The sequence below is a fragment of the Aeromonas sp. QDB56 genome (assembly GCF_027705505.1).
GTDB classification, from domain to species: domain Bacteria; phylum Pseudomonadota; class Gammaproteobacteria; order Enterobacterales; family Aeromonadaceae; genus Aeromonas; species Aeromonas caviae.
The window spans coordinates 51,367-74,281 of sequence record NZ_JAPDBZ010000001.1 but is presented as its reverse complement, the minus strand read 5'-3'; the positions used below and the strand labels follow the sequence as shown (position 1 = coordinate 74,281).

At 63.5% G+C, this 22,915-nt stretch carries 22 protein-coding genes and 2 pseudogenes; 18 read left to right on the top strand and 6 right to left on the bottom strand.

Annotated elements, in window-relative coordinates; genetic code table 11:
• Window positions 1-20 precede the first annotated feature (20 nt).
• The 3 genes and pseudogenes from slmA to coaBC form a co-directional block, all read right to left on the bottom strand.
• A pseudogene (gene slmA, locus OKB81_RS00365) lies at window positions 21-728 on the bottom strand (nucleoid occlusion factor SlmA).
• A gap of 70 nt (window positions 729-798) precedes the next feature.
• Window positions 799-1,257 (bottom strand): dUTP diphosphatase, encoded by a 459-nt coding sequence (gene dut / locus OKB81_RS00360; protein ID WP_010676116.1) that lies wholly within the window; start codon window positions 1,255-1,257, stop codon window positions 799-801.
• A gap of 76 nt (window positions 1,258-1,333) precedes the next feature.
• Complete coding sequence (gene coaBC / locus OKB81_RS00355; protein ID WP_053287981.1) at window positions 1,334-2,536, bottom strand: bifunctional phosphopantothenoylcysteine decarboxylase/phosphopantothenate--cysteine ligase CoaBC; 1,203 nt, start codon at window positions 2,534-2,536, stop codon at window positions 1,334-1,336.
• A 147-nt stretch (window positions 2,537-2,683) separates the two neighbouring features.
• Between coaBC and radC the strand changes: the two genes are divergently transcribed.
• The 6 genes and pseudogenes from radC to OKB81_RS00325 all read left to right on the top strand — a co-directional run bounded on the left by radC (window position 2,684) and on the right by OKB81_RS00325 (window position 6,332).
• The gene (radC, locus tag OKB81_RS00350) at window positions 2,684-3,358 is read left to right on the top strand and encodes a RadC family protein (protein WP_039040991.1); all 675 of its coding nucleotides are present in this window, start codon (window positions 2,684-2,686) and stop codon (window positions 3,356-3,358) included.
• A gap of 136 nt (window positions 3,359-3,494) precedes the next feature.
• The gene (gene rpmB, locus OKB81_RS00345; RefSeq protein ID WP_005307492.1) at window positions 3,495-3,731 is read left to right on the top strand and encodes a 50S ribosomal protein L28; all 237 of its coding nucleotides are present in this window, start codon (window positions 3,495-3,497) and stop codon (window positions 3,729-3,731) included.
• A gap of 11 nt (window positions 3,732-3,742) precedes the next feature.
• Window positions 3,743-3,910 carry a 50S ribosomal protein L33 gene (gene rpmG / locus OKB81_RS00340; protein ID WP_005323752.1) on the top strand — a complete coding sequence of 56 codons (168 nt, stop codon included), beginning with the start codon at window positions 3,743-3,745 and terminating at the stop codon, window positions 3,908-3,910.
• Between the two features lie 90 nt (window positions 3,911-4,000).
• On the top strand, window positions 4,001-4,456 hold the full coding sequence (locus OKB81_RS00335; protein WP_270805088.1) for a hypothetical protein: 456 nt from the start codon (window positions 4,001-4,003) through the stop codon (window positions 4,454-4,456).
• 14 nt (window positions 4,457-4,470) lie between these two features.
• Window positions 4,471-5,283, top strand: coding sequence for a bifunctional DNA-formamidopyrimidine glycosylase/DNA-(apurinic or apyrimidinic site) lyase (mutM, locus tag OKB81_RS00330; protein ID WP_010676112.1), 813 nt, complete (start codon window positions 4,471-4,473; stop codon window positions 5,281-5,283).
• Between the two features lie 176 nt (window positions 5,284-5,459).
• A pseudogene (locus tag OKB81_RS00325) lies at window positions 5,460-6,332 on the top strand (VirK/YbjX family protein).
• Window positions 6,333-6,406: 74 nt separating this feature from the next.
• On the opposite strand, the gene coaD reads toward OKB81_RS00325, so the two are convergent.
• Window positions 6,407-6,889 carry a pantetheine-phosphate adenylyltransferase gene (gene coaD / locus OKB81_RS00320; RefSeq protein WP_043153322.1) on the bottom strand — a complete coding sequence of 161 codons (483 nt, stop codon included), beginning with the start codon at window positions 6,887-6,889 and terminating at the stop codon, window positions 6,407-6,409.
• 221 nt (window positions 6,890-7,110) lie between these two features.
• On the opposite strand from coaD, the gene OKB81_RS00315 reads away from it, so the two are divergent.
• On the top strand, window positions 7,111-8,154 hold the full coding sequence (locus tag OKB81_RS00315; protein ID WP_053287983.1) for a glycosyltransferase family 9 protein: 1,044 nt from the start codon (window positions 7,111-7,113) through the stop codon (window positions 8,152-8,154).
• A 338-nt stretch (window positions 8,155-8,492) separates the two neighbouring features.
• On the opposite strand, the gene OKB81_RS00310 is transcribed toward OKB81_RS00315, so the two are convergent.
• Window positions 8,493-9,269: a glycosyltransferase family 2 protein gene (locus OKB81_RS00310; protein WP_010676108.1), complete on the bottom strand. Its 777-nt coding sequence runs from the start codon at window positions 9,267-9,269 to the stop codon at window positions 8,493-8,495.
• A gap of 339 nt (window positions 9,270-9,608) precedes the next feature.
• On the opposite strand from OKB81_RS00310, the gene waaF reads away from it, so the two are divergent.
• The 3 genes from waaF to OKB81_RS00295 all read left to right on the top strand — a co-directional run bounded on the left by waaF (window position 9,609) and on the right by OKB81_RS00295 (window position 12,966).
• The gene (waaF, locus tag OKB81_RS00305; RefSeq protein ID WP_053287984.1) at window positions 9,609-10,706 is read left to right on the top strand and encodes a lipopolysaccharide heptosyltransferase II; all 1,098 of its coding nucleotides are present in this window, start codon (window positions 9,609-9,611) and stop codon (window positions 10,704-10,706) included.
• A gap of 1 nt (window position 10,707) precedes the next feature.
• Complete coding sequence (gene waaA / locus OKB81_RS00300) at window positions 10,708-11,976, top strand: lipid IV(A) 3-deoxy-D-manno-octulosonic acid transferase (protein WP_053287985.1); 1,269 nt, start codon at window positions 10,708-10,710, stop codon at window positions 11,974-11,976.
• Between the two features lie 111 nt (window positions 11,977-12,087).
• Complete coding sequence (locus tag OKB81_RS00295) at window positions 12,088-12,966, top strand: DMT family transporter (RefSeq protein ID WP_053287986.1); 879 nt, start codon at window positions 12,088-12,090, stop codon at window positions 12,964-12,966.
• Between the two features lie 183 nt (window positions 12,967-13,149).
• Here OKB81_RS00295 and OKB81_RS00290 read toward each other — a convergent pair whose 3' ends face one another.
• On the bottom strand, window positions 13,150-14,013 hold the full coding sequence (locus OKB81_RS00290) for a YicC/YloC family endoribonuclease (RefSeq protein ID WP_053287987.1): 864 nt from the start codon (window positions 14,011-14,013) through the stop codon (window positions 13,150-13,152).
• Window positions 14,014-14,159: 146 nt separating this feature from the next.
• Here OKB81_RS00290 and rph point away from each other — a divergent pair, with 146 nt between their 5' ends.
• From rph to OKB81_RS00250, 8 genes are all read left to right on the top strand, one after another.
• Window positions 14,160-14,876, top strand: a complete 717-nt coding sequence (gene rph / locus OKB81_RS00285) for a ribonuclease PH (RefSeq protein WP_053287988.1) — start codon at window positions 14,160-14,162, stop codon at window positions 14,874-14,876.
• Between the two features lie 74 nt (window positions 14,877-14,950).
• Entirely contained in the window at window positions 14,951-15,604 is a 654-nt protein-coding gene (gene pyrE / locus OKB81_RS00280) for an orotate phosphoribosyltransferase (protein WP_010676102.1), read from the top strand.
• A 179-nt stretch (window positions 15,605-15,783) separates the two neighbouring features.
• Window positions 15,784-18,213 (top strand): heavy metal translocating P-type ATPase, encoded by a 2,430-nt coding sequence (locus OKB81_RS00275; RefSeq protein WP_270805086.1) that lies wholly within the window; start codon window positions 15,784-15,786, stop codon window positions 18,211-18,213.
• Window positions 18,210-18,599 (top strand): Cu(I)-responsive transcriptional regulator, encoded by a 390-nt coding sequence (cueR, locus tag OKB81_RS00270; protein ID WP_053287990.1) that lies wholly within the window; start codon window positions 18,210-18,212, stop codon window positions 18,597-18,599. The genes OKB81_RS00275 and cueR overlap by 4 nt, the downstream gene beginning before the upstream one ends.
• Window positions 18,600-18,752: 153 nt before the next feature.
• Window positions 18,753-19,907 carry a GGDEF domain-containing protein gene (locus tag OKB81_RS00265; protein ID WP_039039690.1) on the top strand — a complete coding sequence of 385 codons (1,155 nt, stop codon included), beginning with the start codon at window positions 18,753-18,755 and terminating at the stop codon, window positions 19,905-19,907.
• A gap of 30 nt (window positions 19,908-19,937) precedes the next feature.
• Window positions 19,938-20,201, top strand: coding sequence for a YihD family protein (locus OKB81_RS00260; protein ID WP_052815770.1), 264 nt, complete (start codon window positions 19,938-19,940; stop codon window positions 20,199-20,201).
• A gap of 197 nt (window positions 20,202-20,398) precedes the next feature.
• Window positions 20,399-21,847, top strand: a complete 1,449-nt coding sequence (ccoG, locus tag OKB81_RS00255) for a cytochrome c oxidase accessory protein CcoG (protein ID WP_052815771.1) — start codon at window positions 20,399-20,401, stop codon at window positions 21,845-21,847.
• 74 nt (window positions 21,848-21,921) lie between these two features.
• Window positions 21,922-22,911, top strand: coding sequence for a serine/threonine protein kinase (locus OKB81_RS00250; RefSeq protein ID WP_039039688.1), 990 nt, complete (start codon window positions 21,922-21,924; stop codon window positions 22,909-22,911).
• Window positions 22,912-22,915: the final 4 nt, after the last annotated feature.

Sequence of the window (22,915 nt, the reverse complement as noted above, 5' to 3'; positions counted from 1 at the left end):
GGTTGATGCGGTCTGCTGGCTCAGCTTTGCAGCAGCTGGCTGCGGATGAACTGCCACTGATCTTCAAACCCGGCAGTGGGTTTGATTTTGAACTCGGAGCGGACGTGCATTGGTTGATGCGGTCTGCTGGCTCAGCTTTGCAGCAGCTGGCTGCGGATAAACTGCCACTGATCTTCAAACCCGGCGGTGGGCTTGATTTTGAACTCCGAGCGGACGAACTGGCTGATGCGGCCCTCGGTATAGGCCAGCAGCAGGTTGGCCAGCATGGTCTCGTCGAGCTGGAAGCCCTGGCCTTCCCGCAGCCGTTTCTCGCGCAGTACCTGCTTGATCTGGGTCTCCAGCTTGTCGAACAGGATGCTGATGCGATCACGCAGCCGATCGTGTTCGCCCAGCAGGGCATCGCCATTGAGAATGCGGGTGATGCCGGGGTTGCGCTCGGCGAACACCAGCAGCAGCTGCAGTATGTGATGGCAGCGGGACATGGTGTCCTTCTCTTCGGCCATGATCAGGTTGACCCGTGACAGCAGGGAATCCTCGATAAAGTCGATCAGCCCCTCGAACATCCTCGCCTTGCTGGGAAAATGCCGGTAGAGGGCCGCCTCGGACACGCCCACCTCGGCCGCGAGGCGTGCCGTGGTGATGCGCTGGCCCGGGCTGGTTTCCAGCATGTGGGCGAGTGCCTGCAGGATCTGATCGCGCCGACTCTGTTTCTGGTTACTGCTTGCCATGGATTCCCCTAAAAAAACAATGGCTTGATTCTATTATTTGGCACGTGCCCCAGGGGGCCGTGTGGTCTTGTTATTGGCGACCAGAAGAACCAAACCCGCCTTCACCCCGTTCACTCTGATTGAATTCGTCGACCAGCTGGAAGCTGGCCTGTACCACCGGCAGGATCACCAGCTGGGCGATGCGCTCGCCAGGCTGCATGGTGAAGCTGTCGTTGCCACGGTTCCAGACCGAGACCATCAACTGACCCTGGTAGTCGGAGTCGATGAGGCCGACCAGGTTGCCCAGCACGATGCCGTGCTTATGGCCGAGGCCGGAGCGGGGCAGGATGGTGGCGCACAGACCCGGATCCTGGATGTGAATGGCCAGCCCGGTCGGCACCAGCGTGGTGTCGCCCGGGGCCAGGGTCAGCGGGGCATCCAGCAGGGCGCGCAAGTCCATGCCAGCGGAGCCCGGTGTGGCGTAGGCGGGCAGCGGGAAGTCGGTGCCGATGCGGGCATCCAGGATTTTCAGTTCAATTTGTGTCGTCATGAATCTTTTTCAATTGGATCGCCTGGCGATCGGGTGGTACTGCAGGAGCCTGGGGCTCCCGGCATGTTCAATGGGCTCAGGGTCGATAATGGCGTGCAATCAGGGCGACAAGATGACGGGCGAGCGTCAGCTTATCGGCCAGGGGCAGGGCGGCTTGACCCCCTTGCCAGAAGACGGTCAGGGCGTTGTCATCGGCATTGAAGCCCTGGCCTGCACGGGACACATCGTTGGCTGCGATCATGTCCAGCCGCTTACGTCGAAGTTTGTCGAGGGCGTATTGTTCCACATCCACGGTTTCGGCGGCAAATCCGACGGTGAAGGGTTTGTCTGACAACGCCCCCACATCGGCGATGATGTCGGGGTTTTTGACCAGGGTCAGCTGCATCTGGTCGTTGTCGCTGGTCTTCTTGATCTTTTGCTCGGCCACCTGGGCGGGACGGTAGTCGGCGACGGCAGCGCAGCCGATAAAGAGGTCGCACTCACCGACCCGGCTCATCACTGCTTCGTGCATCTGCAGGGCACTCTCCACATCGATGCGGGTAACGCCGGCCGGGGTGGTCAGTGCCACCGGGCCGCTCACCAGGGTCACCTCCGCGCCCGCTTCGCGCGCGGCGCGGGCGATGGCGTAGCCCATCTTGCCGGAGCTGTGGTTGCTGATATAGCGCACCGGATCGAGCGCCTCGCGGGTCGGCCCGGCGGTGAGCAGCAGCCTGACGCCTGCCAGGAGCGGTTCGGCGGCGAGCTGCTGGCAGCAGCGTTCCACCAGTTCCAGGGGATCCAGCATCCGGCCCGGGCCCACGTCGCCGCAGGCCTGGCTGCCGGAATCCGGCCCCCACAGCTGAATGCCGCGCTCGGCGAGGGTCTGGAGGTTGGCCTGGGTGGCGGCGTTGCGGTACATCTGCTGGTTCATGGCTGGCGCCAGGGCGATAGTCGCCGGGGTGGCAAGGCAGAGGGTGGTGAGCAGCTCGTCCGCCATGCCGGCGGCCATGCGGGCCATCAGGTTGGCGCTGGCGGGGGCGATCAGCACCAGATCGGCCCACTTGGCCAGCTCGATGTGGCCCATGCCCGCCTCGGCAGCCGGGTCGAGCAGACTGTCGGCCACCGGGTGGCCTGAGACGGCTTGCAGGGTCAGCGGGGTGATGAACTCCTTGGCGGAGCGGGTCATCACCACTCGCACCTCGGCCCCCTGATCTTTCAGGCGACGTACCAGTTCGGCACTCTTGTAGGCGGCGATCCCGCCACTGACACCCAACAGGATGCGTTTATCGGCCAATCTCATCTGCTGCTTCTCTTCCGGCTCACTCTGACTGGTCGGCTAAGATAGCACAGGCAATGGGTGGCGACAGAGGCTGACATGGGGGAGTTGTGGTCGGGCTCGCGGGATTCTTTGCTATGTTTTCTCTCAATAGCCATGAGGGAGAGACAAATGAGCATCAAGGAGTGGCCGGAAGAGGAGCGCCCGAGGGAAAAGCTGCTGCGCCGAGGGGCGGCGACGCTCTCCGATGCCGAACTGCTGGCCATCTTCTTGCGCACCGGGGTCAGTGGGTTGAGTGCGGTGGATCTCTCCCGCCAGTTGTTGCAGCAGTTTGGTTCCCTGCGGGCACTGCTGGGAGCCGAGCAGCAGGATTTTTGTGGCGCTCACGGGCTGGGACCTGCCAAGTATGCCCAGTTGCAGGCGGTACTGGAGATGGGGCGGCGCCATCTGGCCGAACAGTTGCAACGGGGAGAGGCGCTCACCTCGCCCGGGCTTACCCGTGACTTTCTGCAAGCCCAGTTGCGGGATCGGGGGAGGGAGGTGTTCGCCCTGCTGCTGCTCGACAACCAGCACAGGGTCATCCGGTTTGTCGAACTTTTTTACGGCACCCTCGACTCGGCGAGCGTCTGGCCCAGAGAAATCGTGCAGATCGCGCTCAAACATAATGCAGCCGCCGTGATTCTGGCGCATAATCACCCGTCAGGCGTGGCCGAGCCCAGTCGGGCGGACCGCCAGATCACGGATCGGATCCTGGCCGCCCTGGCCCTGGTCGATATCAGAGTGCTTGATCACCTGGTGATCGGTGATGGCATCACGGTTTCTTTCGCAGAGCGTGGTTGGTTGTGACTGGGCTCTGGCACTGTATTAGTTGATCTTTGATCACGGATGCTGTATAAAATGCCGCCTTCTGTTTGCCCCGCAATCGAAGGCCAGCGGGGCAGATATTTGCTCGAGCAATGAAGTAAGATTTGGAGAGACTGACATGTCTAGAGTATGCCAAGTAACCGGCAAGCGCCCGGCAGTTGGTAACAACCGTTCGCACGCTAACAACGCTACCAAGCGTCGTTTCCTGCCGAACCTGCACACTCACCGTTTCTGGGTTGAGAGTGAAAAACGCTTCGTGAGCCTGCGCGTATCCGCAAAAGGCATGCGTATCATCGACAAGCGCGGCGTTGAAGTGGTTCTGGCTGAACTGCGTGCCAGCGGCGTTAAGGTATAAGGAATTAGATCATGGCTAAAGGTATTCGCGATAAGATTCGCCTGAACTCCAGCGCCGGTACTGGTCACTTCTATACCACTACCAAGAACAAGCGCACCATGCCCGAAAAAATGGAGATCAAGAAATTTGATCCCGTGATTCGTCAGCATGTGATCTACAAAGAAGGCAAAATCAAGTAATTACTTGGTTTCGCTGCAAAAACCCGGCCTCGTGCCGGGTTTTTTTATGGCTGGAATTCAGTACACTGCCGATTCGAAGGGAGGCTAGCCATGTTCAAACTGAGCCGCAAAGGCTGGAACAACGTGATCATCGTGGTCGTGTTGATCGTCATTACCCTGTTGCACCGACTGGAGCAGGCCCAGCAGGAGAACAGTGCCAAACGCGTGCGTCCGCTGTTGCCGGAGAGCACCGTGGTGCTGACCTGGCAGGGGCCGAGCTGGCAGATAGAGCGTATCGGCCAGGGCTGGCGCAGCGTGCCGGATCTGGGGCTTGGCAGCGCCCAGCTGGCGGCCCGCATCGAGATGTGGCAAGGCTGGCTGCTGCCCCCCGGCGAGCCCGTGCGCGGCACCCCGGTGACCCTCAAGATCTGGATCGCCGGACAGAGCGATCCGGTGGAAGTCGGGCTCTATCAGGACGACGGCAAGTTTGCCGCTCTGCTGCCCTCCTCGACCCGGCTCAGCCTGAGTCAGGCGCAATACCGTGACCTGATGCGTCCCATTCCCTGAACGAGAGATCGCCCATGCCTGAATTACCGGAAGTCGAAGTCAGCCGCCAGGGCATCTCCCCCTGGCTTACCGGCATCAAGGTGACCCGCGTGGTGGTGCGGGACGGCCGCTTGCGCTGGCCCGTGCCCGGCGAGATCCAGGAGCTGGTGGATCTCGTCATCCACCGGGTCAGCCGCCGCGCCAAATACCTGTTGCTGGAGACCGACTTCGGCACCGCCATCCTCCATCTCGGGATGTCCGGCAGCCTGCGGGTGCTGGACATCGGCACCCCGGCCGAGAAGCACGATCACGTGGATATCGAGCTGGCCAACGGCAAGCTGCTGCGGCTCAACGATCCGCGCCGTTTTGGCGCCCTGCTGTGGACCCGCGAACCGGCCGAGGCCCATGCCCTGCTCGCCAAGCTGGGGCCGGAACCCCTCACCGATGCCTTCCATGCCGATTACCTGCGGGAGAGGGCGAAGGGGCGCAGCACCGCCATCAAGCAGTTCCTGATGGACAACCACGTGGTGGTCGGGGTGGGCAACATCTACGCCAACGAGGCGCTCTATGCCGCCGGCATTCATCCAAGGCGGGCGGCGGGCAACATCAGCGCCGAGCGGCTGGGCACCCTGGTGAGCGAGATCAAGCGGGTGCTGGCCGAAGCCATTCGCCAGGGAGGCACCACCCTCAAGGATTTCACCAGCGCCGACGGCAAGCCGGGCTATTTCGTGCAGCAGCTGCAGGTTTACGGCCGTGGCGGCCAGCCCTGTTTCCACTGCCACACCCTGCTCACCGAAGTGAAGATGGGCCAGCGAACCACGGTGTTCTGCTCCCACTGCCAACGCTGAAAGTGGGATTTTTGAGCCGGAACCGGCCAAGTTGTAAGAGAGTATTTCCGGTCTGTTGAAGCGGCGTCAGCCCATGACTACTATCTCGCCAGTTCAGGCTGCGAGGTAATAAAATGACAGCTAAATCAATAGACTGGGAACATTTATCCCGGCAGGGGCACTATTGTGCCCACGATATGGCCCGCTTCCTCTATCCCGAAGACAGCGCCCGCAAGACCTTCAATCGCGGCAAGTTTTTGCTGCGCAGTCTGCTCTACCGTGCGCAGTTGAACCGGGTGTTCGAGCTGTTCCAGAGCGCCCCCCTGCGGGCGCTTCCCGCCCGCCACCCCGAGCTGCTCGACAAGCCGATGCGCCCCTATCGCTTCGCCTGCTCGACGGTGAACCAGCGGGTCAAGATGGTGGAGGATCACTACCGCCTGCTGCTGGGCCTGTACCCCGAGCTCATCGACCCGCTCTATCTGGGGGAGGGGATAGTGCTGGGCCATTATCCCGATGGCGGCTGGCGCATCGTGCTGCGTCACGACGGCACCTTCCGCCGGGAGGCGGAGCTGGCGCTCTCCATCGTCAACGCGCGGGGGTAGCGACTCTACAGCTGTGCCTTCTCCCTGGCGGGCAACGAACAGGAGTTGGCCCTGGTGATCGGGTCGGTGCAGGGGCCAGAGCCCTGTGTCGAGCAGCCCCAGGAGCAGGTGCGGGCATTGACCCGGGCGGGTCAGGGTCTGAGACCCAAGTCGCTGGTGGTGATGCTGGTGATGGCGCTGGCCGGGGCCATGGGCGCCCACCGGGTCTGTGCGGTGCGCATGGAGGCCCACATCTTCCAGGCAAGACGGTACAGCAAGAAGAAGAAAGCCTGCCTGCAGGCGGACTACGACGAGCTGTGGCAGGAGTTTGGCGCCCTCGATCAGGACGCCAACTTCGTGCGGCTGCAACCCGTTGTGCGCAAGCCGCTGGAGGAGATCGCCTCCAAGAAGCGGGCCATGTACCGGCGCCGTTACGAGTGGCTCGATCAGCTGGAGCTGGCGATCCGCCAGCAGTTTGCCCACAGCTAGGCGTGCAGTGCGTTGATGCAACCAGGGCTACCCGCGGGTAGCCCTTGTTCGTTTCTGCCCATCAGGGGAGGGGATTAGCGCTGCTGCTTGGCGGCAATGGCCTGAGCCACCAGGGGGTCGACGAATTGGTGGATGTCACCTCCGTGCAGCGCCACCTCCTTCACCAGGGTGGAGGAGATGAAGGAGTTCTCCTCCGCCGGGGTGAGGAAGACGCTCTCCAGGGTGGGCATCAGGCGACGGTTCATGTTGGCGAGCTGGAACTCGTATTCGAAGTCGGAGACGGCGCGCAGGCCGCGGATCAGCACGTTGGCCTGCTGCTCCCTGGCAAAATCCACCAGCAGGCCGGAGAAGCCCACCACCTTGACGTTGGGCAGGTGAGCCGTCACCTGCCTGGCCAGCTGAACGCGCTCCTCGAGATCGAACAGCGGCCGTTTGCTCGGGCTGTTGGCCACTCCGACCACCACCTCGTCGAACAGTCTGGCGGCGCGGCCAATGAGATCGGTATGGCCGTTGGTGATGGGATCGAAGGTGCCGGGATAGATTACCTTGTTGGTCATGCTGCTGATTCCTGAAACCGGAAAACTGGTCGCATTATAGGGGCTGTTGCCGGTTTGTCGCGACCGGGATGGCGCGGATTTCGGGCGCTGATCGGCGGCCGGGGTCGCACAAATCGGAGCCCCGTGGCGTCTTCGCTTGAGAATCGCCCTGCATCAGGCAAGAATACCCGCATCGCGCATCAAGCCTCCTTCGCTGGTGACAGGGAGCATAGGGATTTTTTATGAAACGTATTCTGGTAGTCCGCAATGACAAGATTGGTGACTTCATGCTGGCGTGGCCGAGCTTTGCCATGCTCAAGCGCTCCATGGAGTGTCATGTGACTGCCCTGGTTCCCGCCTACACGGCGCCCTTGGCCCGCCTCTGCCCCTGGATCGACGAGATCATCCTGGATCCGGGTGCCCGGGCCGACAAGGAGCAGCAACGCGCCCTGCTGGCGCGCATCAAGGCGGCCGCCTTCGATGCCTCCATCTGCCTCTTCTCCAACACCCGCAATGCCAAGCTGGTGTGGAAGGCGCACATTCCCTACCGGCTGGCCCCGGCCACCAAGCTGGCCCAGGTGCTCTACAACCAGCGCCTGGTGCAGCGCCGCTCCCGCTCCCAGAAGCCGGAGTACGAATACAACCTGGATCTGGTGCGCCGCTTCCTCGCCGATCAGCATCAGACCGTGGTGGAGCCACAAGGACCCTACCTCGGCTTCGACCCCGAGAGCCTGCTGCAGGTGCGCGAGCAGGTCGCCGCCCGTCTCAGGCTCGACGCCAGCCGCCCCTGGCTGATGGTGCATGCGGGCAGCGGCGGCTCGGCCAACAACCTCTCCATCGAGCAGTACTCGCGCCTCATCATCAAGCTCAACCAGGCCTGTCCCGAGTTGCAGTGCGTGTTGACGGCAGGGCCGGGGGAGGAGGGGAAGGCGGAGCAGTTGGCGGCCGAACTGCTGGCCCATGGGGGCAACGGCTGGATCTATCGCTCCGACGAGGGGCTGCCGAAGTTCTGCCAGGTGATGGCCAACGCCGCCCTGTTCGTGGCGGGCAGCACGGGGCCCCTGCACATCGCTGCGGCCATGGACGTGCCGACCGTCGGCTTCTTCCCGGCACACCGTTCGGCAACGCCGCTGCGCTGGCGGCCGCTCAACGGCGAGGGGCGCCATCTGTCCTTCAGCCCGCCGGAAGACAGCGACCACCCGGAGGACATGAGCCAGCTCGATCCCAAGGCGATGGCGGCAGAGATCGCCCGCTGGGCGCAGCCCTTCTGGTGCGCCGAGCGCTGAGAGCGCACACAGAACATACAGACAGGGCCCCGCAGGGCCCTGTCTTGTATGGGGATGCGCCTTACTGGCAGGCCAGCCTACCGGACGTGGTCCCCGACAGCCCCCTTGACGGGCCGGCCCGGGCCCCGGGCAGGGGAAACCTGTCGGTATAAGCCGGAGTCGGGTCATGTTGCCAATATCCATGCATTCGGCTTATAGCGGCCAGTTTTCGTCCGTGGCGCCCGGGTTTGCGCCGTGAGCGGCCCCGCGAGGGCTGCGCCGATCCCTGGCCATGGGGTTTGCCCCTCGTCTCGCTGGAACAAGGGGTGAGTCATGAATGAGATCTGTGGGGCGATGCCCTATTTCGGCTGCTGGGGCTGCTGGCGAACCCAGAGATCGGCGTATTTGACGAAGGTGGAGTGGGCGGAGAGGATGGCCAGCAGCAGGCCCTGCTTGCCGTCGAGGAAACCGGCCTTGAGCAGGTACATCTTGAGGAAGCAGCCGACGGCGTGGACCAGCCCCTGGCCGAGGGATCCCTTCTTGCCGCGGGCGGTGCGCTGATCGGCCCATGCGCGGGCATAGCCGGCGGATTTGACCAGGTAGTGTTCCAGATCCCGGTAGGTGTAATGGAGGAGGTCGCCCTGCAGGTTGACGATCTTCATGTTGGCGCGCACCTCCACCTTCTCGTGTACCAGCGCTTCGTTGTAGCCGGTCAGCGCCTTGGGGTAGAGGCGCAGCACCCGATCCGGGTACCAGCCGCTGTGGCGGATGAAGCGACCGAACACCCAGGAGAGGCGCGGGATGGAGTAGATGGTGTCGCTGGCCGGGTTGGCCATGACCCCCTGGATGGCTTCCCTGAGTTCGGGGGTGAGCCGCTCGTCCGCGTCCAGCCACAGCACCCACTCCGACTGGACATGGGACTGGGCGAGGCGGCGCTGACGGCCGAAACCGGGCCAGGTGGTGTTGACGAAGAAGCGGGCGCCAAATTCGGCGGCGATGGCCGGGGTGTCATCCTGACTGCCGGAGTCGAGAATGACGATTTCATCCGCCAGGCCTTCGAGGGAGGCGAGGCAGGCACGGAGGTTGTCGGCTTCGTTCTTGACGATCAGGACGGCCGCCAGGGTCGGTTTTTTCACAGGCAAGGGACTCTTGTTGGTGCCCGGCGGGCGGGTCATGCTCGGATTGGCGCCCATTCTAGCCTAAAACCCCGCGCGGGGCATGACCCGAGGGCCCGGTGGGCCCGCTTTTGAATGCGGGGGAAGGGAGATCTCTGCTACCCGGCAGTCGGTGGCCCAGGGCACGCCGTGTCCGGGTCGAAGAGGGCCTCAGGAGGGATGCGCGGGGGAGCAGATCCTGCCAGGGAGGCATTTTGCGGGAGCAGACGGGTATCTTCTGTTATTTCTTCGGCCTTTCTTGGGGCATAATCTCGCCCAGTAACGATCAACAGCCGGGCCAGTCCCGAGAGAAGACGCGCGATGAAGATATTGGTGATCGGCCCCTCCTGGGTCGGCGACATGGTGATGTCCCAGAGCCTCTACAAGGCGCTCAAGAGCAACCACCCGGGCAGCGAGCTCCATGTGATGGCGCCGGCCTGGTGCGTTGCGCTGCTGGAGCGCATGCCCGAGGTGGACAAGGCCATCCCCATGCCGCTTGGCCACGGTGACTTCAAGCTGGGGGCACGCCGCCGCCTTGGCAAGCAGCTGGCCGCCGAGCAGTACGATCAGGCCATCATCCAGCCCAATTCCATGAAGTCGGCCCTCATCCCCTGGTTTGCCAGGATCCCGGTGCGCACCGGCTGGAAGGGGGAGCACCGCTTCGGTCTGCTCAACGACATGCGCAGCAACAAGCAGGCCTTTCCGCTGATGGTGGAAGGATATGTGGCTCTGGCCTATCCCAAGGGGCAGATGAAGAGTCGGGACGACATTCCCGCTATTCCCCATCCCTCCCTGCACGTGGATCTCATCAACCAGGGCAAGGCGCTGGAGCGGCTCGGCCTGAATCGTGCTCGCCCCGTGCTGGTGCTCTGTCCGGGGGCCGAGTTCGGCCCGGCCAAACGCTGGCCGGAAGGGCACTACGCCGTGGTGGCGCAAAAGCACCTCGACGAGGGGTGGCAGGTGTGGATCTTCGGCTCGGGCAAGGACGTGGACGTGGCCAACACCATCCGCGATCGGATCAACCCCCTGTCGCGCCCCAACTGCCACGTGCTGGCGGGCAAGACCAGCCTGCACGAGGCGATCGATCTGATGGCGCTGGCCGGTCGGGTCATCGCCAACGACTCGGGCCTGATGCACGTGGCGGCCGCCCTCAACCGGCCGCTGATCGGCGTCTACGGCTCCACCTCGCCCCTCTATACCCCACCGCTGGCGGACAGGGTCGAGATCGTCCACACCGACATCGAGTGCCGCCCCTGCTTCAAGCGCACCTGCAAGTTCGGCCACCTCAAGTGCCTGATCGAGCTGATGCCGGAACAGGTCATCGAGGCGGGAAATCGGCTGGAGCGTGGGGAAACGGCAGATCTGACCATAGTGCTGCAGCCGGTGGAATCCTCCGCTGCTGAACCAGGTAATAGCTAGCATGATCTACCGGTTGCTCTACAACCTGCTGATTCACCTGGGGTTGCCCCTGGCGTTGCTGGCGCTCTACAAGCCCAAAAAAGGCAAGCCAGGCTTCGGGGCGCGCTGGGCCGAGCATCTGGGACGATTGCCGCCGACCGGACAGGAGTCTCCCCTCTGGATCCATGCGGTGAGCGTGGGGGAGACCCTGGCCATCACCCCCTTCATCCGCGCCCTCAAGGCCGAGCGCCCCGAGCTGCCCATCCTGCTCACCACCACCACCCGCACCGGCGCTGAACAGGCGGCCAAGCTCGGGGATCTGGTGGTGCACCGCTATGCGCCTCTCGACTATCCCTGGGCCGTCTCGGCGTTTCTGAGCACCGTCAAGCCCCGCGCCCTCTGGGTGATGGAGACAGAGCTGTGGCCGAACTGGCTGGCGGCCTGCGAGGCACGCCACCTGCCGGTGACCATCCTCAATGCCCGCCTCTCGGAGCGATCCTGTCAGCGCTATGGTCGCTTCCAGGGTGCCTTCGATGCCTTGAGCCGCCCATTGACCCACCTGCTCTGCCAGCATCAGGACGATGCGGATCGCTTCCATCGGCTGGGCATAGCGCGCAACCGGCTGGCGGTGACCGGATCCATCAAGTTCGACATCCAGTTTGGCGACGAGGTGCAGGCCAGGGGCCGTGCCCTGCGCCAGCAACTGGGGGAGGCACGACCTGTCTGGATCGCCGCCAGTACCCACCAGGGGGAAGACGAGCTGGTGCTGGCTGCCTTTGATCGGGTGCTCAAGGCCCACCCCTCCGCCCTGCTGATCCTGGTGCCGCGCCATCCCGAGCGTTTCGATCGGGTGGCCGAGCTGTGCGCCCCCTACGGTTGCGTGCGGCGCACGGCGGGCAGTGCGGTCGGCGAGAGCGACAAGATCTACCTGGGTGACACCATGGGCGAGCTGCCGCTGATGCTGGCGGCGGCGGATCTCGCCTTTGTCGGTGGCAGCCTGGTGCCCGTGGGCGGTCACAACCTGCTGGAACCGGCGGCGCTGGGCAAACCCTGCTTGACCGGCCCCGTCTATTTCAACTTCAGCGACATCACCCGCCAGCTGGTGGCCCAGGGTGGCGCGGCCGTGGTGGCGGACGCCGAGGCGCTCGGCCACCGGGTGAGTACCCTGCTCGGCGATGCCCCTGCTCGCCGCGAGATGGGGGAGCAGGCCCGCGCCGTGGTGCTGCGCAATCAGGGGGCGCTGGCGCGCACCCTCTCCCATTGCCTCGCCAGCCTGGAAAGTGACGACTGAGGCGGGGCGGCGTGGTGGCCGCCCCGCCAGCATGTCTGCCAAACCCCGGGAGACAATCCGCGCCTCTTTCCTTTATGCTCTGCCCTTTGCCCCTGACCCTGTGATGCTCCGATGAACCGCGCTCCCCTGCTGTTGATGATACTGGTCACCCTGCTGGCCGCCGCTGGCTGGCTCTTCTCGAAAGAGGCGATTCGTGAACTGCCCACCGCCGCCTTTATCGGCAGCCGCTTCCTGCTGGCCGCCCTGCTGCTGTTGCCGCTCGCCTGGTTGCGCGAGCCGCCCCCCAGTGGCTCACAACTGCTGCGTGCCGCCGGGTGCGGCACCTTGCTCGGGGCCAGCCTGCTGTTCTGGGTTACCGCCATCAGCCAGAGCGATGCGCTCGGCAGCGGCGCCTTCATCATGAGCGTGGCCACCCTGATGGCGCCGCTCGCCGCCTGGGCCGCCTTCAAGGCCAGACCCGGCCGCCACTACTGGTTGACTCTGCCCGTGGCCGTCGCGGGTCTGCTGTTGCTCTCCAGCAGCACCCACTGGGGTGTGTCGCTCTCCCTGTTCTGGTTTCTGGCGGCGGCCGCCACCCTGGGGGTCCAGCTCGCGGTGCACCGCCATTTCGCCCAGTCCATCCCCCCTACCTGGCTCACCTGCATCCAGTTGGCGGTGACCGGACTGCTCGGCACCCTGCTCTCCCTGCTGACCGAGCAGTGGCCCGCCAGCATCGGCACTGGTATCTGGGGCTGGTTTGCGGCCAGCGTCCTGATCGCCACCACATTGCGCTACTGGCTGCTCACCCACGCCCTGAGCCGGATGACCACGGCCCACGCCGCCCTGCTGATGCTGCTCGAACCGGTCTGGACTCTTATCCTGAGCACCCTCTTCTATGACGAACCCCTGGGCTCCGCCAAGCTGGCCGGCGCCGGCCTGGTGCTGGGCGCCCTGGTGCTCTACCAGCTTCCCCTGCTGCTGCGCAGCCGAAGGCTGAAGTCACCGGTCTAGCCTGCGCGGGTGGGGGATGCATAGAAAAGAAGGAGAGGGTCTGCATGGCAGACCCTCTTTGCGTGATGGTACATGTCGGGCTCCCTTTGCTAGGGGTTGCCATCAGTCAAGCGGCTGAGCGCTGCGGGAAACGAGCATAAAAAAGCCCCCGGGTGGCGGGGGCTGGTGCATCGATGAGGGAGATCACTCGATGTTCTGGATCTGCTCGCGCATCTGCTCGATGAGCACTTTCAACTCGACGGCGGACTGGGTCACCTCGGCGTTGATGGACTTGGAACCGAGGGTGTTCGACTCGCGGTTGAACTCTTGCATCATGAAGTCGAGACGACGGCCACAGGCGCCACCCTTCTTCATGATCTTGTTGGTTTCGCTGATGTGCATCTCCAGGCGATCCAGCTCTTCGGCCACGTCGATCTTCTGGGCCAGCAGCACGATCTCCTGCTCGATGCGGGCCGGGTCCAGCTCCACCTTGGCTTCGGCCAGCCGGTCGGTGAGCTTCTGGCGCTGCCACTCGATGATCTGCGGCAGGTGCTCGCGCACCTTCTTCACTTCTACCTGGATGCCGGCCAGACGCTGTTCGATCAGCGCCTTGAGGTTGGCCCCTTCGCTGGCGCGTGAGGCGAGGAAATCTTCCATGGTCAGGTCAAATCCGCCCAGCAGCTCGGTGGCAACCGCATCCATGTCCTGCTCGGCGGCAGCCATCACGCCCGGCCAGCGCAGCACGTCGACCGGGTTGAGCTGGCCCTGGCCCGCTTCCTTCATTACCCAGTTGGCGCTGTCGATGATGAGCTTGGCCAGCTCTTCATTGATGTGCAGCTGGCTGGCAGCGGCTTGCGCGGCCTCGAAACGCAGGTTGCACTCCACCTTGCCGCGCTGCAGCTTGGCGCGGAAGCGCTCACGCAGAACCGGCTCCAGGCTGCGCAGTTGTTCCGGCAGGCGAATGTAGGTCTCCAGATAGCGCTGGTTGACCGAACGAATTTCCCAAACGGCTGTGCCCCAGTCGCCCTTGAGTTCCTTGCGGGCGTAGGCGGTCATGCTGTGAATCATTGATTGTTCCGGGCTTGATGAAGTGTGGGGCCAGTATACTCAGCCAGCCCTGCTCCGTCAGCCGACAGCGTGGTTTTAGCGGCTGATATTTGGGCTGGGATCACTTATACTCCTGCGCCAATTCAGCCAGCCCAGAGGTCAGTCCCATGTCCCGTCCCAGCGATCGCAGCGCCGCCCAGGTGCGTCCGGTAACCATCACCCGCCACTTCACCAAGCATGCTGAAGGGTCCGTACTGGTGGAATTCGGCCACACCCGTGTGCTCTGCACCGCCAGCGTCGACACCAGTGTGCCGCGCTTCCTCAAAGGCAAGGGGCAGGGCTGGGTGACTGCCGAGTACGGCATGCTGCCGCGCTCCACCCACTCCCGGATGAACCGCGAAGCGGCGTCCGGCAAGCAGAGTGGCCGCACCCTGGAGATCTCCCGCCTGATCGCCCGCTCCCTGCGCGCGGCGGTAGACTTGAGCGCCCTGGGCGAGCACACCATTACCGTTGACTGCGACGTGTTGCAAGCCGACGGCGGTACCCGTACCGCCGCCATAACCGGTGCCTGCGTGGCGCTGGTGGATGCGATGAACTGGATGGTGGAGAAGGGGCTGATCAAACAGAGCCCGCTCAAGCAGATGATCGCGGCCGTCTCCGTCGGCATGTATCAGGGCGAAGCCATCTGCGATCTGGAGTACATCGAAGACTCCGCCGCCGAGACCGACATGAACGTGGTGATGACCGAAGACGGTCGCATCATCGAGGTGCAGGGCACCGCGGAGGCCGAACCCTTCACCCACGAGGAGCTGCTGGCCATGCTGGCCCTCGCCAAGGGCGGCATCGCCGACATCATTGCGCTGCAGAAGCAGTCACTTGCATGATTTTAAAAACGCGGCATTGACCGCGTTTTTTTATACCCCACACAAGTAAACGACAAGCCAAGCAAGGAGCCAGAATGAAAGCCTACCAGCGTCAATTTATCGAGTTCGCCCTGGAGAAACAGGTCCTCAAATTCGGTGAATTTACCCTGAAATCCGGTCGTAAAAGCCCCTACTTCTTCAACGCCGGTCTGTTCAACAGCGGCCGCGATCTGGCCCGTCTCGGCCGCTTCTATGCCGCCGCCCTGATGGATGCCGGCATCGAATTCGACGTGCTGTTTGGCCCGGCCTACAAGGGGATCCCCATCGCCTCCGCCACCGCGGTGCAGCTGGTGGAGCAGCACGACGTGGACGTGCCCTGGTGCTTCAACCGCAAGGAGGCCAAGGATCACGGCGAGGGTGGCAATCTGGTGGGCAGCCCGCTCAAGGGGCGCATCATGCTGGTGGACGATGTCATCACTGCCGGCACCGCCATCCGCGAATCCATGGATCTGATCCAGGCCAACGGCGCCTCCCTGGCTGGCGTGCTGATCGCGCTGGACCGTCAGGAGAAGGGCAAGGGCGAGCTCTCCGCCATTCAGGAAGTGGAGCGTGACTACGGTGCCCACATCATCGCCATCATCCAGATGAGCGATCTGATCCAGTATCTGGAAGAGAAGCAGGCCGAACAGCCGGAGCTGGCGGCGCAACTGGCCGCCATGAAGGCTTACCGCGCCCAGTACGGTATCTGAGTCATCGCGCCCACCGCGCAATAGCTGAAGGCGGCGCTCGTTTGTTCTCTGGCAGCAAACGGGCGCCGTTTTTTCATCTGCAAAAAGTGGATCATGTGGCTTGAGCTTACCCTTACAGTAAAGGTTAGGGTTTGCCAGTCGGCGTTTTGTGGTGCCGACGGGTTCCTGGGAGGAACAACATGAGCACTCATCTTCAATCACCCATTCATCTGCAGTTGCCGCTCAGCGGCATGAGCTGCGCCAACTGCGCCGGCCGCATCACGACCGCCCTCAACAAGCTCGACGGGGTATCGGCCACCGTCAACTTCGCGCTGGAGCAGGCGGCCATCGAGCTGACCAGCCCCGACCGTCTGCCGGCGGTACTGGAGAGCATCCAGGCGCAGGGTTATGACTACGGCAGTGAGACCATCCTGTTTCAAATCACCGGTATGACCTGTGCCGGTTGCTCGGCCCGCCTGAACAAGATGCTGGCGGCGCTGCCCGGCGTCATCTCCGCCGACGTCAACTTCTCCATCGAGCAGGCTCGTATCGTGCTGGTACCCGGGATGCAGACGCCCGCGGCCCTGCGCGAGCAGATCGAGGCCCTCGGTTTTGGCGCCCAACTGGCGCAAGGCTCGGCCAGCGGCCGCCGCCAGCAGTTGCTGGAGCGGGAAGCGCAGGAGGCCGCCAGCGCCCGTCAGGCGCAAACCCGGGTCATCGTCTCGGCTTTGCTTACCCTGCCGCTGCTGGTGGGGATGCTGGCCATGGCCGGTCTGCTGCCCTGGCATCTGCCCGCCTGGCTGGAGCTGGTGCTCGCCACCCCGGTGCAGTTCTGGATCGGGGCCCGCTTCTATCGCGGCGCCTGGCTCGCCATCAAGAACCGCTCCGCCAATATGGATGTGCTGGTGGCGACCGGTACCAGTGCGGCCTACTTCTACAGCCTCTATCTGTTGTTGACGCTGGGGATGGCTGCCAGCGGCCAACTCTACTTCGAGGCGAGTGCCATCATCATTACCCTGATTTCCCTCGGAAAACTGCTGGAAGCGCGAGCCAGACGCAGCACCCAGTCCGCCATTCGCGAACTGATGGCGCTGCGGCCGGAAACCGCCACCGTCTGGCGCGGCGAGCGCTGGCAGATCGTCGCCATCGACGAGGTGCTGCGCGGCGACAGGCTGCAGGTGCTGGTGGGGGAGCGGGTGCCGGTGGACGGCAGAATCGCGAGCGGCGAGAGCGAGCTGGACGAGTCGATCCTCACCGGCGAGAGCCTGCCGGTGCCGCGCGGTGAGGGCGACAAGGTGCTGGGCGGTGCCATCAACCGCTCCGGCGTGCTGGAAATTGAAGCCACTACGGTGGGGGAGGATTCCAGCCTCAGCAAGATCATCGCCCTGGTGGAGAGTGCCCAGATGGGCAAGGCGCCGCTGCAACAGCTGGTGGACAAGGTCTCTGCCGTGTTCGTGCCGGTGGTGATGGCCATTGCCCTGTTCACCCTGCTGGTGTGGTACGCCATCAGCAGCGACTTCGGTCAGGCGCTGCTGGCGGCGGTGGCCGTGCTGGTGATCGCCTGTCCCTGTGCGCTGGGGCTGGCGACGCCGGCGGCCATCGTCACCGGTACCGGGGTGGCGGCGCGCCACGGCATTCTGATAAAAGACGTGGATACCCTGCAGAAGGCCCACGCCATCAAGGCGCTTATCTTCGACAAGACAGGTACGCTCACTCAGGGCAGGCCCGTGCTGGCGAGCTGGAGCGGCACAGCCGAGCAGCTGCGTCTGGCCGCCGCCCTGCAGCAGGCGAGCGAACACCCGCTGGCGCTGGCCATGCGCGAGGCGGTCGGCAAAGAGGCGATGCTGCCCCAGCCGGAGACGGTGGAGGTGCGGGTCGGTGCCGGTATTGTCGGTCAGGTCGCCGGTCATACGGTCGCCATCGGCAATGGCTCTTTGCTGGACCAGCTCGGCATTGAGGTGCCCGCGCAGGATCAACAGCCTGCCGACGGCGCGACCCGGGTCTGGGTGGCCATCGACGGCGTGGTAGCGGGCATTGCGGCGCTGGCCGATACCCTGCGCCCCGAGAGCCCGGATGCCATCGCCACCCTGCGCCAGCGCGGCATCGCCAGCTGGCTGGTGAGCGGAGATGCGCCGGCGCCGGTGGCCCATATCGCCGCCAAACTGGGGCTGGACGGGGCCTTTGACTCCGTGCTGCCAGCCGGCAAGGTGGAAAAAGTCGAGGCGCTGCGGGCGCAAACCAGCGGGCTGGTCGCCATGGTGGGAGACGGGGTGAACGACGTCCCGGCGCTGGCGGCGGCGGATGTGGGTATCGCCATGGGCTCCGGCTCCGACGTGGCGATGGAGACCGCCTCCATCACCCTCATGCGGTCTGATCCGCGGCTGGTGGCCGATGCCATCGACATCTCGGCGGCCACTTGGCGCACCATCCAGCAGAACCTGTTCTGGGCCTTCGTGTTCAACATCATCGGCATTCCGCTGGCGGCACTGGGTTACCTCAGTCCCGAGCTGGCGGGGGCGGCCATGGCCCTGAGCAGCATCACCGTCTTGAGCAATTCCCTGTTATTGAAGCGCTGGCAGCCCCGGGCGGGCAGCCTGCGTGCATCTGAATCCCAAAGGAGTCATTCATGAACATCAGCAAGGTCGCCAAGGCCACCGGCCTGACCGCCAAGACCATCCGCTACTACGAGAGCATCGGCCTCATCTCGTCGCCAGTGCGCAGCGACAACGGGTATCGCAGTTATACGGATGCCTCCCTGCGGGAGCTGCGCTTCGTCAAGCGGGCGCGGGAGACCGGCTTCAATCTGGAGGAGTGTCAGGAGCTGCTGACGCTCTATCGGGACGAGCACAGAACCAGTGCCCAGGTGAAGAAGCTGGCCCAGGAGAAAATCGTCGATCTGCGCTCCCGCATCGCCGGTTTGCAAGCCATGCTCAGCGCCCTCGAGGAGGTGGTGAGCTGCTGTCACGGAGATGCGAATCCCCAGTGCCCCATCCTCGACGAGCTGGAGAAAGGGTGAGGGAGGGTTGCGCCATTCGGCCCTGCAGAAAAGGGTCTGTCGGGGCCTGTACGGGAGAGGACGCGCTGAGTGGCAGCTTAATAGCGGTCGATTGATTGTTGAGCAGGAAAGGGGAGTGTTAAACTGTGCGGCTCTTGTACAGGGAGTACCCAGTTGACACAGAGTGTGAAATATCAGGTGCGGCGGGCCATCATGGTCCAGCTCTATACCCACGCCTCCTTCAGCCTGCCTTGCCTGGGGCTGCTGGCGATCAGCTGGAGCCTGCTGTTCCACGATTACCTGCCGGCCAGCGAGTCGCTGGGCTGGCTCGGTCTGGTCCTGTTGCTGTTGCTGGGGCGCTGGTGGCATTTGCGCTGGCGCCAGCCCAGGCTGGCGGAGCTTCCGCTGCCGGTGCTCGAGCGCGAACTCTTTGTCGGGGTGACCATCACCTCCATCGTCTGGGCACTGGGCGTGCTGCTCTATATGGACAAGCTGCCCGACACCTATCGTGCCGCCATGATGATGCTCTCCAGCCTGATCCTGACCGGCAGCGCCATCATGCTGTTCGGCAGCCGTCGTACCCTCTATGGGGCCGTGCTGCCCCTCGGGTTTGCCATGTTGTTCGAGCTCAGTGGCGGCAACACCCAGGAGCGTATCGTCTCCTGCATGCTGGCGGGGTATCTGTTCGTCTTTCTGCCGACCCTGCTGCGGCGCCTGCGGCGGGATCAGGTGGCCTCTCTCTACCACAGTTTTTCCAATGCGGATCTGGTGGCCGAGCTGAAGGCGGTCTCCGAGCACCTCAAGCTCACGTCCCGCCTCGACGGTCTGACCGGCATCGCCAACCGGGCCCATCTCGACGACTCCCTGGCGCGCGCCTGGCGTCGCTGCCACCGTGCCAGGGCGCCTCTCTCTCTGGTGCTGGTGGATGTGGACTACTTCAAGCAGTTCAATGATCACTATGGTCACCAGGTGGGGGACCAGTGCCTGCAACAGGTGGCGAGCCTGCTGGCCGAAGTGCTGCGGCGGGAAGACGATCTCGCTGCCCGTTACGGCGGAGAGGAGTTCGCCCTGCTGCTGCCCTGCACCACCTTGCAGGGGGCCATGCAGATCGCCGAGCAGGTGCGTACCTCGTTGCGAGCCCTCGGCATTCCCCACCACAAATCCCGGGTCTCGGGGCGGGTCAGTTGCAGCTTCGGGGTGGCGACCCTGGTGCCGGATCAGCATCACTCCATTGCCGAGCTCATCCAGAAAGCGGATGCGGCGCTCTATCAGGCCAAGCATAATGGCCGGGATCGTATCGAAGTAGCCTTGATGGGTAAGGTTGCCTGAGTTTCACAAGACAGATTAAAGAGGTCGTCTATGCAATGTCATCGTATCGAAGAGCTGCTGGAACTGCTGCAGCCTGCCTGGATCAAGGAGCAGGATTTCAGCCTGGTGCAGTTTGTTGCCAAACTGGCCGAGGAGGCGGGATTTGACGGTCCGCTGTCCGCACTGACCGACGACATGCTGATCTACCACCTCAAGATGCGGGAATCCGACAAGCAGGCGATGATCCCGGGGCTGGCCAAGGATCACGTGCCCGACTTCAAGGAAGCCCTGCTCAAGGCCCGCGGCATCAAGTAATCCGGGCGTCACATCGCCATCAGAGAAAGGTTTCAAGAGAATCTATTAAAAGGCGCATAGTCAACTGGCTATGGGCCTTTTTTGTTGCCTGAAATTGCGACGGGACTCGAACTATAGATACATTTAACCCACACAATTAGCAGGTTGTTTAAGATATAATCGCTTTCATAACAATATGAGTGGAGCGATGTGTTGCAATGGCCGACAAGGACAAGATCGACATCAAGGATGTGACCGGTGACGTCACCGGGACTTTCAATCCCAACACCTTCAAGGCGGGAGATGACAGGTTCAACCCCGGCAACCGCATCTATGTCCGCTCCCAGACCGGCTACTGGCAGCGGGTGCGCAAGGCCATGGGCTGGTTCTTCGTCGCGCTCTTTGTCCTCCTGCCCTGGCTGCGTTATGACGGCCGTCAGGCGGTGCTGTTCGATCTGGAGCACCAGCAGTTCCATATCTTCGGTGCCACCATCTGGCCGCAGGATCTCACCCTGCTGGCCTGGGTCTTCATGATCGCGGCCTTCGCCCTCTTCTTTGTGACCACCTTCCTGGGCCGGGTCTGGTGCGGCTACCTCTGTCCCCAGACGGTGTGGACCTTCCTGTTCATCTGGTTCGAGGAGAAGCTGGAAGGGGCCGCCAACAAGCGTCGCAAGCTGGATGCGGCACCCTGGAGCGGTGAGAAGCTGGCCCGGAAGGGCGCCAAGCACCTGGCCTGGATCCTGCTGTCGCTGGGTACGGGGCTGACCTTCGTCGCCTACTTCCAGGATGCCTTCCACCTGGTGCCCGATTTCGTCACCCTGCAGGCGGGAGGCTGGGTCATCTTCTGGGTGCTGTTCTTCGCCGCCTGCACCTATGGCAACGCCGGCTGGATGCGCGCCATCATGTGTATCCACATGTGCCCCTATGCCCGCTTCCAGTCCGCCATGTTCGACAAGGACACCTACATCGTCGGCTATGACAGCCAGCGTGGCGAGACCCGCGGCGCCCGTGGTCGCAAGGCCGATCCCAAGGCTCTGGGGCTGGGGGACTGCATCGACTGCGACCTCTGCGTGCAGGTCTGCCCGACCGGCATCGACATCCGTGACGGTCTGCAGTACGAGTGCATCAACTGCGGCGCCTGTGTCGACGCCTGCGATCAGACCATGGAGCGGATGGGGTATCCGAAGGGGCTCATCAGTTACACCACCGAGCACAAGCTGGCCCACAGTGAAACCCAGGTAGCGCGGCCCAAGCTGATTGGCTATGGCCTGGTGATGGTCGTCATGCTGGGGGTCTTCGTCTATAACGCCATGTCCATCATGCCCATGGGGCTCGACATCCTGCGGGATCGCAACCAGCTGTTCCGGGAAAACAGTGAAGGGCTCATCGAGAACACCTATACCCTGAAGATCCTCAACAAGACCCTGAACTCCCAGACCTACCGGCTGGACGTGGAAGGGCTGCCGGAGTACCAGTGGTTCGGACCCCGCGAGGTGACCCTGAAGGCGGGTGAGATCTATACCCTGCCGGTGAGCCTGGCGGTGGATCCCTTCAACCTGAAGCGCCCCACTCTGGACGTCCAGTTCGTGCTCAAGCGGGAAGGCGCGGCGCCGGACGACAGCAAGGGGACCTTGCGCCAACCGAGCAAGTTTATCAGCAGGTTGTGACGGCAAGGCGCACCGCCATGCACGGCAACGGCAGACAGTGGTGATAGAATGGGGCGCAACAGCGCCCCTTTTCTATGGTGGATGACATGCGTTTCAACTATTCCGACCTCAATCCCGATCTCATCATGGATGCCATCGATCTCAGCGGCTTGCGCATCGACTCCGGCCTTATCGAGCTCAACAGTTACGAGAACCGCGTCTATCAGTTCCAGGATGAGGATCGCCGTCGCTACGTGGTGAAGTTCTACCGCCCCGGTCGCTGGAGCCGGGCACAGATCCTGGAAGAGCACGCGTTTGCCGCTCGCCTCTGTGAAGCTGAGATCCCGGTCGCCGCTCCCATTGCCTTTGCCGGCGAGACCCTGCTGGAGCATCAGGGCTACCCGTTTGCCATCTGGCAGAGCGTCGGGGGGCGTCAGTTCGAGGTGGACAACCTGGACCAGCTGGAGTGGGTGGGGCGTTACCTCGGCCGCATCCACAGCGTCGGTGCCAGCCATGCCTTTCATCACCGGGTTCCGCTGGATGTGGAGAGCATGCTGCACGAGCCGCGTCAGTTGCTGGCGGCAGGCGAGTGGTTGCCGAGCGGGCTGGCCAAGTCCTTCTTCGGGGTGCTGGACGAGCTGATCCGGCACGTATGCGACGCCATGACCCTGGATGTGGCGCGCATCTCCCTGCATGGGGACTGCCACCCGGGCAACATCCTGTGGCGTGACGGTCCCCTGTTTGTCGACCTCGACGATTGCCGCACCGGCCCTGCCATCCAGGATCTCTGGATGATGCTGAACGGGGAGCGTCATGAGCAGCAGATCCAGCTCGATACCCTGCTGGCGGGGTATGAGGAGTTCATGGAGTTCGACCCGCGGGAGCTGGCGCTCATCGAGCCGCTGCGCGCCATGCGCATCGTCCACTACATGGCCTGGCTGGCAAGACGCTGGGAAGATCCCGCCTTCCCCCGCCACTTCTCCTGGTTCAACACCGAACATTACTGGCGCCAGCAGATTGCAACCCTGCATGATCAGCTCGAGGCATTGAAGGCCCCGCCGCTCAGCCTGATGCCGCAGTGGTAGGGGC